The 12,635-nt window shown below is 36.8% G+C and carries 21 protein-coding genes; all 21 read left to right on the top strand.

Annotated elements, in window-relative coordinates:
- The first annotated feature begins 282 nt into the window (after nt 1-282).
- The 21 genes from ACOMCU_RS25685 (at nt 283) to gpG (ending at nt 12,448) form a co-directional block, all read left to right on the top strand.
- On the top strand, nt 283-789 hold the full coding sequence (locus ACOMCU_RS25685) for a dUTP diphosphatase (RefSeq protein WP_421051929.1): 507 nt from the start codon (nt 283-285) through the stop codon (nt 787-789).
- Nucleotides 790-799: 10 nt separating this feature from the next.
- Nucleotides 800-928, top strand: a complete 129-nt coding sequence (locus ACOMCU_RS25680) for a hypothetical protein (protein WP_421051928.1) — start codon at nt 800-802, stop codon at nt 926-928.
- 94 nt (nt 929-1,022) lie between these two features.
- Entirely contained in the window at nt 1,023-1,469 is a 447-nt protein-coding gene (locus ACOMCU_RS25675; protein WP_421051927.1) for an ArpU family phage packaging/lysis transcriptional regulator, read from the top strand.
- A complete protein-coding gene (locus ACOMCU_RS25670) occupies nt 1,466-2,008 on the top strand; it encodes a tyrosine-type recombinase/integrase (RefSeq protein WP_421051926.1) in 543 nt (180 codons plus the stop codon). Before ACOMCU_RS25675 ends, ACOMCU_RS25670 begins: the two co-directional genes overlap by 4 nt.
- Before the next feature lie 770 nt (nt 2,009-2,778).
- Complete coding sequence (locus ACOMCU_RS25665; RefSeq protein WP_421051924.1) at nt 2,779-3,030, top strand: hypothetical protein; 252 nt, start codon at nt 2,779-2,781, stop codon at nt 3,028-3,030.
- On the top strand, nt 3,027-3,377 hold the full coding sequence (locus ACOMCU_RS25660; RefSeq protein ID WP_421051923.1) for a hypothetical protein: 351 nt from the start codon (nt 3,027-3,029) through the stop codon (nt 3,375-3,377). The genes ACOMCU_RS25665 and ACOMCU_RS25660 overlap by 4 nt, the downstream gene beginning before the upstream one ends.
- Before the next feature lie 3 nt (nt 3,378-3,380).
- Nucleotides 3,381-3,623: a hypothetical protein gene (locus ACOMCU_RS25655; RefSeq protein WP_421051922.1), complete on the top strand. Its 243-nt coding sequence runs from the start codon at nt 3,381-3,383 to the stop codon at nt 3,621-3,623.
- 15 nt (nt 3,624-3,638) lie between these two features.
- A complete protein-coding gene (locus tag ACOMCU_RS25650) occupies nt 3,639-3,956 on the top strand; it encodes a hypothetical protein (protein WP_421051921.1) in 318 nt (105 codons plus the stop codon).
- Nucleotides 3,949-4,311 carry an HNH endonuclease signature motif containing protein gene (locus ACOMCU_RS25645; protein WP_421051919.1) on the top strand — a complete coding sequence of 121 codons (363 nt, stop codon included), beginning with the start codon at nt 3,949-3,951 and terminating at the stop codon, nt 4,309-4,311. The genes ACOMCU_RS25650 and ACOMCU_RS25645 overlap by 8 nt, the downstream gene beginning before the upstream one ends.
- A gap of 126 nt (nt 4,312-4,437) precedes the next feature.
- Entirely contained in the window at nt 4,438-4,755 is a 318-nt protein-coding gene (locus ACOMCU_RS25640) for a P27 family phage terminase small subunit (RefSeq protein ID WP_421051918.1), read from the top strand.
- Nucleotides 4,733-6,508, top strand: a complete 1,776-nt coding sequence (locus tag ACOMCU_RS25635) for a terminase large subunit (RefSeq protein ID WP_421051917.1) — start codon at nt 4,733-4,735, stop codon at nt 6,506-6,508. Before ACOMCU_RS25640 ends, ACOMCU_RS25635 begins: the two co-directional genes overlap by 23 nt.
- A gap of 14 nt (nt 6,509-6,522) precedes the next feature.
- The gene (locus ACOMCU_RS25630; protein ID WP_421051916.1) at nt 6,523-7,749 is read left to right on the top strand and encodes a phage portal protein; all 1,227 of its coding nucleotides are present in this window, start codon (nt 6,523-6,525) and stop codon (nt 7,747-7,749) included.
- Nucleotides 7,742-8,491 (top strand): head maturation protease, ClpP-related, encoded by a 750-nt coding sequence (locus tag ACOMCU_RS25625; protein WP_421051915.1) that lies wholly within the window; start codon nt 7,742-7,744, stop codon nt 8,489-8,491. The genes ACOMCU_RS25630 and ACOMCU_RS25625 overlap by 8 nt, the downstream gene beginning before the upstream one ends.
- 26 nt (nt 8,492-8,517) lie before the next feature.
- Entirely contained in the window at nt 8,518-9,720 is a 1,203-nt protein-coding gene (locus ACOMCU_RS25620; protein ID WP_421051914.1) for a phage major capsid protein, read from the top strand.
- Between the two features lie 42 nt (nt 9,721-9,762).
- Complete coding sequence (locus ACOMCU_RS25615) at nt 9,763-10,017, top strand: hypothetical protein (RefSeq protein ID WP_421051913.1); 255 nt, start codon at nt 9,763-9,765, stop codon at nt 10,015-10,017.
- Nucleotides 10,017-10,352 carry a head-tail connector protein gene (locus ACOMCU_RS25610; RefSeq protein WP_421051912.1) on the top strand — a complete coding sequence of 112 codons (336 nt, stop codon included), beginning with the start codon at nt 10,017-10,019 and terminating at the stop codon, nt 10,350-10,352. The genes ACOMCU_RS25615 and ACOMCU_RS25610 overlap by 1 nt, the downstream gene beginning before the upstream one ends.
- Entirely contained in the window at nt 10,330-10,665 is a 336-nt protein-coding gene (locus ACOMCU_RS25605) for a phage head closure protein (protein ID WP_421051911.1), read from the top strand. Before ACOMCU_RS25610 ends, ACOMCU_RS25605 begins: the two co-directional genes overlap by 23 nt.
- A complete protein-coding gene (locus ACOMCU_RS25600; protein ID WP_421051909.1) occupies nt 10,665-11,108 on the top strand; it encodes an HK97-gp10 family putative phage morphogenesis protein in 444 nt (147 codons plus the stop codon). Before ACOMCU_RS25605 ends, ACOMCU_RS25600 begins: the two co-directional genes overlap by 1 nt.
- On the top strand, nt 11,105-11,449 hold the full coding sequence (locus tag ACOMCU_RS25595; RefSeq protein ID WP_421051908.1) for a hypothetical protein: 345 nt from the start codon (nt 11,105-11,107) through the stop codon (nt 11,447-11,449). Before ACOMCU_RS25600 ends, ACOMCU_RS25595 begins: the two co-directional genes overlap by 4 nt.
- A gap of 19 nt (nt 11,450-11,468) precedes the next feature.
- The gene (locus ACOMCU_RS25590) at nt 11,469-12,056 is read left to right on the top strand and encodes a major tail protein (protein ID WP_421051907.1); all 588 of its coding nucleotides are present in this window, start codon (nt 11,469-11,471) and stop codon (nt 12,054-12,056) included.
- Between the two features lie 71 nt (nt 12,057-12,127).
- The gene (gpG, locus tag ACOMCU_RS25585; protein ID WP_421051906.1) at nt 12,128-12,448 is read left to right on the top strand and encodes a phage tail assembly chaperone G; all 321 of its coding nucleotides are present in this window, start codon (nt 12,128-12,130) and stop codon (nt 12,446-12,448) included.
- The last annotated feature ends 187 nt before the right edge of the window (nt 12,449-12,635 follow it).

Raw genomic sequence — 12,635 nt, 5'->3', positions numbered from 1 at the left:
TGGAAAGAGGTATGTAGAATGATTGATGTAACTTTTAGATTAATTTCAAATTCATTTGAAAGATTCGTTTGGAATCCTGTTGTAAAACATAAAAAAATTACTTATATAGTTCTGATACTCTTGTTGATTTTACCACCAATTATTAGGTTGATTTATTAATTCTCAATATGAGGAAAAAAACACAGGGACGATGCTGTGAGACGATTCGAAAAGTTCAATGACATACTAAGACACATCTCGAATTGTCTCATAGTAACTTAAATCGAAAGTAGGTACATCAAAATGAGTTTACAACCATTATTTAAAGCACAAGCAGCATTAGACAAGTACATTGTAGAGAAGCAAAGGCTCAAAGAGATTTCATTAAGTAATATGATCCTAGCAGTAATCGTGGAATTAGGAGAAATGAGTAATGATTGGGGTGGCTTCAAACATTGGAAGGTGAATCCCCAACCAAAAGAAGGCCTACTAGGAGAAATTGCAGATGTTTTAAGTTTTATATTAGCGATTGGTAACATGCTACATCATCGCAAATTAACAAATTTCTTCGAGCCTGAACAAAATCAATGGGAATTGTGTTCTTACGATAACATAACAGATCAAATAATAGCGTTAATAGCTGATTTTACTGATTTATGGAGTTACGGAGAAATAGGAAATGGTTATAGCATGGTGATAACGAAATTTGCAATTTTAACTGAAATGCTTGGCTTTACGTGGGAACAAGTAGAAGAAGCCTACTATGCAAAAAATAAGATCAACCACGAAAGACAAGAGGCAAGTTATTAGGAGGCAAATGATGAACGATTTAACGCGAGAGTACATGCTTAATTATTTGTTGGTGTATGGGAACTGTGCGCCAGCTTATTATGAAAAATTAGATGATGAAAAATTGAAAAGAGAGTACGAGGACTACATGAAGGCATAAAAAAAGAGGGGTTAGTCAACAGAACCAACCACCCATAAATCATTTAAACTATACAAACTGATTATACCATATTTGTATGAAGGTGGTTACGCTTATGAAAAAAGTTATTCCGAAAATAGATGAAAAAAAAACAAAGGCAGCACTGGAATATGCGCTGTTTAAATACAGAGATTATTTAATGACATTGCCAACAGATTTAATGCCAACAATCACACCTGCATACTCATTAATTAGTCCAAGTAATACAAATGAATTTAACAGTAAAACTGAAAATGTCGCGCTCGAACGGGTCCAGTATGAAACGGCAAGAAATGCCTATATGGAAAAGATTCATCATGCTGTTGCGACATTAAAGTCAGATGAGCGACAAATTATCATTCAACGGTATCTACTGGAAGACATGTATTACGATGTGGATATTTGGATAGAATTAGGATTCGGTAAAACGAATTATTATAAGAAAAAATGGCAAGCGATGTTACGACTAGCATTTGCTTTAAAAATCGAAGTGTATCAGCAACGGAATGCGGTGGCGATATGACACGTGTACAACCCATACGCGATAAGCAGTTATTGCAAGACATTAAAGACTATTTAAAAGAAGAAAACGAACGCAATCACCTCTTTTTTTTGATAGGCATTCACACGGGCTTACGGATCTCCGACATCCTCAAATTACGCGTGAAAGATGTGTTAGGGTGGAATATCATCGTGCTTGAACAAAAAACGAAGAAATACCGTGAAGTGAAAATGCCTAATGAATTAAAACGAGCTGTGCGAGACTTTATTAAAGAAAAACCTAAGAATGAATTTTTATTCAAGTCACGGAAAGGAAAGAATCAACCGATTGGACGTAGACAAGCTTATAAAATTTTACGAGAGGTGGCCGATGAATATGGGTTAGAACGCATCGGCACCCATTCATTACGGAAAACATACGGCTATCATCATTACAAAACATTCAAAGATATTGCTGCCTTACAAAAAGCATTGAATCACCATGATCCACGCGAAACAAAAATCTATATCGGCATTGAACAAGATGAAATGAATGCCTATCAATCAAAAATCAACTGGTAAAGAGCTTCCTAATAACGGGAGGCTTTTTATATTGGCCCTCTTTTTCGTTAAAGGACATGAAGTAGTAAGCTTTTGCTAGGAAATTTTGAATACGTCATTTTTACAGGTTGTCGCATTCGTTTTTAAAAAGGCGGAGGATGCGCTGTACGGCTTTGTTTGTGAGGTATTAACGAAAGCGACATTATTCAGTAAACGACGCATTCAAAAGTACAAGAGAGGGCTAAAAAGGGTATGTATATCTGGTGTATTTCAATCAAAAACAACTAAATATAAACGGAGTGAACTTTTGGCGAACGATTCGTGAACGTTTCGCGAACGATTTGCGAACGATTGCCGAACTCATTTTGTTTTTAGGGGTGCTATATTGATAACATCGACAAATTGGGTGGTGATGAACATGTAAATCCTAATCAAGTTCAAACGTAAAACACAGGACAGACCGTGTACGGAAATGCACGTAAAACAAGAACACAATTCGCTTACGATAATAACGTGGGGTAGCTCTACCATGATTCTGCAAGTGAGCTAACGACAGAAATACCACAATACAACTAAATAGACGAATGCGGAGCCTTCATCCAGCGCAGGAGTGAGGGCTTTTCTTATGCTTTGAAAACTACACATCATACAGTCATCCAACAATCGCGGGCTAGTAGGTAGCAGCTACTTTAATGGTTTATCGAGTGTAGTATGCAGACGCTAGCTATCAGTAGGGCTTGCTATGGTGTGTAGTTTTGGAAGTATAAAAAAATAGTGAGGAGGGATGAACAATGCAGTTGAATCAAGAAGAATATACGAATTTATTAATTATGGTATGTGGGGTATTAGGGGCCACAGGGGAATTAGGTGAGATATTCTCGACAGAACAATTAGAAAAAATACAGAATGTAGCTGATGATTACATGGGCAACACTACCATTAATGAAATAAAGAGTGTTTCGGAGAGTGCAATAAATAAGTTATTCACACTGGCAACTAATACAGAAGAATCAATTAAATTGTGGAGGGATGAACAACGATGATTGGTTATAGATGTATGGATAATCCTGCTCATTCTTTTAAAACCAAAAAGAGACACATGGATGGTGTGCGTTGCCCTATTTGCCAAGGTCCAGTATTACCTACAGGCTTTGATGAAAACGAGCACTATCAATTACCTTATTACGAAAACTTAAAGAAGCAATGTGCAGATTCAAAAAGAGAAGCTGATTTAAAGCGTCTTGAAAGTATTAAACGTTCTGGAAGATTCACAATGACAAATCGAGATGGACCAGGTGAATTAGTCAGCAGTTTGCTTATAGAAGATTTCAATTGGATAGTGGAACAACTTGAAAAACGTATGAAAAAAAGATATCTGAAAGGGGAATGAACAATGGCAAAGGCAAAAGATATTACAGTGTCACTTGATATGAACACAGACAAAATGCAATTAAAGTTACGAGCAATCGAAAAGCATGCAGGTGCATTGGCTGATGATTTAGATAGGATTGATTCAATGAATGATGAAGATTTTAATAAGTTAAAAGAAACGACTATTTCAATTGGCGTTACAAATAGTGAAAACGCTAAGGATATTGCGAAAGCATTAAAAATTTGTGCACACGAATTTCTTTAGAAAGGAATGAGTAACATGGAACCAATCTATGCTAAGTGTAACAAGTCATGTGGTCACAAGTTTTATGTCCAACACTTTAAGAAAGACAAACTTCATAACTCAATCGAGAAGACATATTTCAACTGTCCTAACTGTGGACGTGAGTATGTCTGTTTTTATACAGATGAAGAAGTTAGGAAGCTACAAAAGAAACAACGTGAAATACAACGTAAGATGAAGTGGAAAGATGGTACACCTGAAGGTGAGTTACTCATTAAAGAATTAACAAGGCTACGTGCTGACACTAAACAGCGTATGGAGGCTATTAAACAAGCAGATGAGCAACATGCCTAAACAACGGGATACAAGCTCAGATAGATTCTACGATCAATATCAACGTGATCCTGAAATCGTTAAGTTCTATCAATCTGCAGCATGGAAAAAAGCTCGCAAACTTGCATTAATCCGTGATAACTATCTATGTCAAGGATGCTTATCTAAAAAACGATTCACGAGTGCAGAAATGGTCCACCACATTGTAGAAGTAAAGGACGATATCAATTTACGTTTAGAGTTGTCTAACTTAGAGAGTCTGTGTAACGGCTGCCATAACAAGCGACACAATCGTAGTGAACATCGTGGCAAGAAGATTACTAAGAAGAGGAATATCAAAGTTGTTCAAACGGAGAAAAATCCTGATATATTCTGATAGCCCCCCTGTCTTTTTTTATTTTTTAAAAATCTGCCCACACCGATTGCTCCCCACCGCAGGGTGCGAGAGTGGTTTTTTAGGTAAAGGGGGGTCAGCGAAAACTCGGCAAAAGGAGGGAATAAGTTGTCAATTCCTACTGCAGCTAAAATCAAGAGATATTTAGCAGAAAACTACCAAGAATCAGACGATGAAATTATCAAGCTGTATGTGGAGACACATAAATTTTATCGTCGATTAAAAAAAGAAGTCGATACGAATGATTTAATGATGGAGCACACCAACAAAGCAGGAGCTACAAATGTCATAAAAAATCCAATGGCTATAGAATTAACCAAAACAGTTCTCGTACTAAACAATCTTTTGAAATCGCTCGGACTAACGCCAGCACAACGCAAGCAGTTGGAAGGTGACGATAGCGATGAAGATTTCGATAAATTCTAGTCCTACTGAAATCAAAAAGTGGTATGACGCTTGGAAAGCTGAACAAATTGAAAAAGGTCATATATTACTTGAATCATCTGCAACTGTATTAACAACCTGGTATGCAAAAAAAGCGTTAACTGGCGAAATTGTTGTATGTGAAAAAGTCAAGTTAGCGTGTATAAGACATTTAAATGACTTAGAACGACAAGGCACAGATGACTTTCCTTTTATCTTTAACGAAGAGAAAGCACATAGACCCATTAGATACATCGAGAAGTTTTGTAAACCATCAAAAGGTGACTATAACCAATTAGTGATACAACCATGGCAGCATTTCGAAATCGGTTCTTTGTACGGTTGGGTTCATCGAGATACTGGCTATAGAAGATTTAGAGAAGGCCTTGTATTTGTCGCACGTAAAAATGGTAAAACAACTGTAATATCCGGATTATCAGACTATGCTGTGTGTAAAGATGGTGAACCAGGAGCACGTGTTTATATTTTAGCGAATACTAAACAGCAAGCTGGTGAACTTTTTGACGAAGCGAGAGCAATGGTCCAAGCGTCCCCAGCACTAAAAAAGAATCTTCGGGAAAATCAAAAAGGTATCTTTCACGATAAATCAAAAAGCAAAATAGAATCTAGAGCATCTGATTCCAAAAAATTAGATGGTTTAAATACACACCTTGGTATTTTCGATGAAATACACGAATTTAAGGATTTTAAATTAATAAATGTAATTAAACGTTCTTGGTCTGCTCGTAAACAACCAATGGTCCTTTATATCACAACTGCAGGTTATGAGTTAGACGGTCCACTAGTTGAATATTACGAGATTGGTTCTGATGTTATACAAGGTACTAATCGACAAGACCGTAAATTTTATTTGTTATTTGAATTGGATCATGAAGATGAAATAGAAAATCCTGAGATGTGGATTAAAGCTAATCCTAATATTGGCGTTTCACTCGATTTACCTCAGTTAGTTGAAGATTTTAATTCAGATAAGGATACACCTGCAGAACTCGCTGACTGGATAACAAAACAATTTAATATTTTTTCGAAGACAGATGGCCAATCATTTATTTCTTATAAAGTCCTTAAACGAAATAAAAAAGAAATTGATATAGACACTCTAAAAGGTAAGGAGTGTGTAGGTGGTTTTGACTTATCGTCAACAGAAGATTTCACGAGCGCTTGCATAGAATTCCCCCTTTATGAAACAGGCGAAGTATTTGTTTTATCTCATTCATGGGTAACAATGAAAAAAGCCAAAGAAGACAGCGAAAAAATACCTTATTTTGAAATGGAGAAAGAGGGTCTTCTTACAATTTGTAAAGAAGGTGATTATATTGACTATCAGTTAGTATTTGATTGGTTTGTAAAGCAAGGTGAATTGTATAACATCAAAAAAATCACATATGACAGAGCTAACGCATTTAGATTGGTAAAAGCGTTAGAAAATCATGGCTTTAACATGGAAGTAACGATACAAGGACCTATTACGTTAAGCCCTGCACTTAAAGATTTAAAGGAATTATTTTTAGATGGAAAAGTTATTTTTAATAACAATGTTCTACTACGTTGGTATATCAATAACGTGAAAATAAAAGTTGATGACAAAAATAACTGGATGGCGTCTAAACAAGGTAAATACAGAAAAATTGATGGCTTTGCAGCAATGCTAAATGCTCATACAGAGGTAATGAAAGATTTGTTTGAAGTGAAGGGTGACGGAAACATCACATTCATCTCAATTAATGATTTATAGAGAGAGGTGAGAAAATGAAACTATGGCAACGCACTAAGAGAGCTGCTTACATGGCTTATGCAGGATGGCAGGGCGCAACGTGGGATTTTAATAATTGGTTTGGGCGAACCTTTTGGGGAATCGATAACAGCCAGCTAGCGACCAATGAGACGATATTTAGCGTTATTAGTCGTCTATCTAACACATTATCAGCTTTACCCATAAAGTTACATCAAAATTATGATGTCATTCAAAATGATGTATCAGACGTACTCATTAATGAGCCGAACCAAAATATGAGTTCATTTGATTTGATTAATGCACTCGAAGTAAGTCGTAATGAAACAGGCAATGGTTATGCGGTTATCTTGCGTGACATTAGGATGAGACCATCCGAAATTTTACCCTTAGATCCATCTTGCGTTACTGAATTTATTAATCACGATGACGGCTCATTGTGGTACGAAGTCCGTGGTCAATCAAAAAACATGTATGTTCACAATAGTGACATGCTACATGTTAAACATATTCGAGGACCTTCACGTTGGCGAGGTTTATCACCATTAAAGGTGTTGGCAAACACAATTAAATACGACAAGGCAGTTCAAGAGTTTTCCCTTTCTGAGATGGAAAAGAAAGAATCATTTATCTTAAAATATGAGGCTAATGTTGATAAAGAAAAACGTGATCTAATTATGGGTGATTTTAAAAAGTTTTATCAAGAAAATGGCGGTATCTTGTTCCAAGAACCTGGTGTCGAATTGACTGAACTTAAAAAACAATACTTTGCATCGGACACGTTAGCTTCAGAGCGGATAACTCGCTCACGTGTAGCTAACGTTTTTAATGTTCCTGTCTCCTTTTTAAATGATACTGAGGGCGGTACATTAGCATCAAATGAACAACAGATGATTCAGTTTGTTAATATGACGCTCTTGCCAATTGTATCGCAGTACGAACATGAATATAATCGTAAATTACTTACAAAAGCAGACAGAGAGCAAGGAATGAAATTTAAAATTAATTTAGGTGGATTGCTTCGGGGTGATACAACAGCACGTACAAATTTCTATCACATGATGTTGCGAGATGGAGCCATGAGCCGTGACGAGGTAAGAAGATTGGAAGACATTCCACCACGTGGAGGACTGGCCAATGAACTTTGGATATCGGGTGATATGTACCCTCTAGATTTACCCATCAGCGAAAGAAAGTCATCTACTACATCGTCAACTGTGGAGGGAGGTGAGAAAAGTGGCTAAAAAACAATTGCAAAAGTTCTTTCAAATGAAGGCGTCTACTGATGGGAAATCGGCTGACGTTTTTATTTATGGAGAAATAACGAAATATGCATGGGAAGAGTACGGAGAGGTATCGTCGGTAACTTTCAAAAATGAACTTGATAAGTTAGGCGATGTTGAAACTATTCATCTTTACATTAATAGTGATGGCGGCAGTGTATTTGAAGGTGTAACTATCTACAATATGTTGAAACGTCACCAAGCTCGAATTATTGTTCATGTTGATGCATTAGCGGCATCTATTGCATCAGTAATCGCAATGGCTGGTGATGAAATTCGAATGCCATCAAACTCTATGCTGATGGTGCATAACGCTTGGACTTATGCTGTCGGAAACGCCGAAAAATTACGTAAAGCTGCAGATGATTTAGATCGTATTAATCAATCAGCCATGATTGCCTACCATGACAAAGCAGGTGACAAGTTAGATGATGCAACACTAAAAGAACTTTTAGATAATGAAACTTGGCTTTCTGCTGAAAAAGCGTTTGAACATGGTCTTTGTGATGTTGTAGAAGAGGCAAATGAAATGGTTGCCAGTGTAAGTGAGGAAGCTAAGAAGAGGTATAGTAATATTCCTCAGCAATTACTTCAACAACCTTCAAATCGAACAGTAATGACAGCAGAAGAAAAAGCGTCACGCGAAAAATTATTAGCTGAATCAACAGCTAGTTTAGCATATTTAACAGCATTAGATATTTAATAAAACTATTAGGAGGTTTTCAACATATGAAAACATACGGAAATCAAGCAATGAAAATGTTAATGGAATTGGATCTTCAAATGTTTGCAGATAATACGTTATACGAATTAAAAATGGCTATGCAAACAATTGGTCAACAATATAAAAAATCAGAAGAAGCATATGTAGCGGTATTGAAGGATACAACATCGACAGCTGAGCAAATACAAGCTGCTCAAAAGACGAAGGACGAATTAAAAATGCGCTTTGATGGCATCAAGCAACAACATGATGCTCTTGAAGAAGAGCAAGCAGAAAAGTTTAAACAACAGCAAAATAAACTTGGCAGCAATGATCCAAAACAAAAATTAATTGCTGCAAAAGCTTCATTGGTTCGTTCTACGATGCGGAGCAAACCTATTGATAACGATGTTCGTGCAGCACTTGGCGATGATTCAGCCTCTGGCGGAGGCAAATTCTTGCCTAAAACCGTTTCGCAAGATGTCATTCTAGCACCGTTAGCTAAAAATCCATTACGTGGTCATTCGGCAGTAACGCAAATTACAAATTTAGAATTACCACGATTATCATTCACTTTAGATGATGACGATTTTATCGCGGATATGGCCACAGCAAAAGAATTAAAAGCAAAAGGTGATACAGTAGCATTCACACGTAACAAATTCAAAGTATTTGCAGGTGTTTCTGAGACTGTAATCAATGGTTCTGATGCTGATTTAGTTGGCCATGTTGAAAATGCACTTAAATCTGGTGTAGCTGCAAAAGAAAAGAAAGTCGCATTTACGACGACACCAAAAACTGGCGAGGAGCATATGAGCTTCTATTCTGCAGAAAACGGCATTGTAAAAGTAACTGGCACAGATACGTATACTGCTATTCGAAAATCGATTGCCGATTTACATGAAGATTATCGTGAAAATGCGCAAATTGTTATGTCATACGCTGACTACTCTGAAATCATTGAGAAATTAGCGAATGGTAATGCCACACTGTACACAGCTCAACCAGAGCAAGTATTAGGTAAACCAGTTATCTTTGCAGACGCTGCTACAAAACCAATCGTAGGGGATTTATCTTATTCTCACTTTAACTACGATATTGGTGAGACGTTTGAGCGTGACAAGGATATTAAAACAGGTATCGAGCAATTTGTTGTTACAGCTTACTTTGACCACCGCATCAAATTAGCTTCTGCATTCCGTATTGCCGATGTAGTTCCTGGTCCTTAATATGGCTAGGAATTTTTAATTTAGTGAAAGAAGGTGAACTGAATGAGCAAGTACAAAGTAATTAATCGATTTCAAGACAAAAGTCATGAAGGCCATATTTATGAGGTTGGCGATGCCTATCCAACTGACGGTAAAAAACTAATCAAGACACGTGCAGAATCTTTAACAAACATCCATAAAGAATATGGTGTTGCCTTTTTAGAAGCTGTTGATGTACCTGTAGCACCGAAAAAAACAGTGACTAAGCTTACATCTAAAAAGGTTGAATCAACGGGTCCTGAAAAGAGTGATGAATAATGCCCACATTACTTGAGGAACTAAAAGAATATTTACGAATCGATGGGGATGATGAAAATCAATCCCTATCTATGTTTATTCAAAGTGCTCAATCTTATTTAGAAAATGCAGGTGTAAAACAGCCAAATGATTATTATTTAACGGTCAAAGACAAAGATGTTTTTGTACTACATCGTTTATCCGTTTTGATGCTCTCTACACACTTTTATGAGAATCGTATAGCTATAACGCCATCCACAATAAAAACAGCTCAACAAACGATACCATATGGACTGAAATCTATTATATTGCAATTGAAGTGGGTGGACCCTGATGAACTATCAGTACAACAATAATGCAGCTCGTTTAAGTAAGCGTGTGACGTTTTATAATCCACCGGGTGTTATCGGTGAAGATGGTTGGCCATCACAAGATTGGACATTTTATAAAAAGCTATGGGCTGAAATTAAAACGCAAAAAGGTTATAAAGCATTTAACTCCGATGCAATACAATGGCAAGGTAAACGTTTAGTGGGCATTCGCTATCGAAACGATATTCACGCTGCCATGCGTTTAGAAATAGTGGGTGTAATGTATGAAATCGAATCGCTTGTGAATGATGATGAGCGCAATCAATGGATTACGATTATTGCAAAAGAGGTGACTTAATGGATGTACAATTTACAGGGTTAGATGGAATCTTGGCTAATTTAGCTAGGTTGCCATTAGAAGAAAACGAGGAAAATTTAGTTGTTACAAAAGGTGCTAAGATTACGCAAAAAGCAATTATAGAAGAAGCTCCCATTGGTACAGAGCGCAGAAATAAAGCCGGTAAAGTTATTTATAAACCGGGAACCTTGAAAAAAAACATAAAAATTAAGCGGGCCGTTGACGGTGTAGCCATCATACACACCTCGAAAGGTTATCATGGACACTTAGTTGAATTTGGTCGTTCAGCAGGTTCTACAATGACCAAAAAGAATGGTAAAACACAGAAAGTCACTTGGGGTAGCACTACAGCAAACCCATTCTTTACTCGCGGTTTCGAATCTAGTGAAAATGAAGCAAAGCAAGTTATGGCGAATGAAATCAGAAGGATTAAAAACTTATGATTGATATTATTTTAAACATTAAAACTACATTACAACCTTTGAATGTTCCTGTATCTTTTCAAGAACTACCAATCAATGTAACGGTGCCGGATCAATATATTACGTTTTTAGAAATTGATACGAACCCAGCGCTCGAAGCTGCTGATGTAGAGCTAGAAACTAAAAGGCTGGTTCAGATCAATGTTTGGTCGAAAACGAATTACCATAAGATTGTGGAGGACATCAAACGATTGATGGAATCAGCAGGGTATGAACGAACATTCGAACACGATGCACCAAAACAAGAAGGCGATTCACACTTTAACAAAGTGTTGAGATTCGTCTTTTTTGATGAATATTAAATCTTAGGAGGTCATGCAAATGGCAGCTACAACTATAAATGAAAAACCACAAAAAATTAGTTTAAAACGACTCCATTACGCACTTATGATGGATGAGCAAGCTGAGACTCATGGCGATGTCAAAACATTAACTATGCCTATTTCTTTAACGCTAACACCTAACTTTTCGGAAGCACATATGGATGCAGGGGATCGTGTGGTAGACCAAGAGGCACAGCTCGACTCCATTACCATTGCGGGTGAAACAGCCGACTTACCAACGGAAGTTTTAGTAGATTGGTATGGACATAATATGTCGGCAGAGGGCGGGATCATTACAAATTCTAACGATACGCCGAATGCCATTGCGCTTGGATTTGAATCAGGTTCTAAATTAGTATGGCTTTACAAGGTAAAACTAAAGCCAGGTGAAGAATCCAATGCTACGCGTAAAAAAGGCGAAACAAATTATAAAGTGTATCCGTTTAGTGGCGAAGCATTACCATTAATTGATGGCAATATCAAACATACTGTAGATACACGTGATACAGGTGTTACAGCGACAGAAAAGACATTCTTTGCAGCCGTTGCAAAACCAAGTAAAGAACCTGTAATACCTACACCTTAATCTGAGAAGTCCTTTCGAGGGCTTCTTTTCTTTTGATAAATAAATGAATTAATGAAAAGGATGGATGAAAAATGCAATATAAATTACGAATTAATGGTGAAGAGAAAACTTTTACAAATGACTTTGTGAAGGCACGTGTATTCCGTAACGCTTTGAAAATGAATGAAAAAATGAGTAATGAAGGCGACAAAGTTTCTGTAGAAACATTTGATGAAATGATTGGTTTTGTTGTAAGTGTTTTTGACAATCAATTCACTGTGGATGACGTATGGGATGGCTCAGAGGCAGGAGACTTTCAAAATGAAATTATGCGAGTATTTCATAGCGTGCTTAATATTGGCGGACTCGAAACGAAGTCTTCCACAGATGATGAGGGAAAGTTAAAGGATTAACTCCTTATCAAAGTATTAAAAAGTTCTATCGTAGTCTATTAAAAGAAGGCTACAAATTACACGAAATTGATGAAATGGATATTCATTTTTGGTTCGAATTAGCAGACGAGTTTGAAGATGCAGACGAATATGAAGAAATTGAAGAAGTCACAGCCGACGAAATTTCGTGGTTGTGATTTTTTATTTT

This window comes from Lysinibacillus sp. UGB7, assembly GCF_049058285.1.
Taxonomy (GTDB): Bacteria; Bacillota; Bacilli; order Bacillales_A; family Planococcaceae; genus Lysinibacillus; species Lysinibacillus sphaericus_B.
Note: the sequence above shows the minus strand (reverse complement) of the source record. Positions and strands in the feature narration are given on the sequence as shown.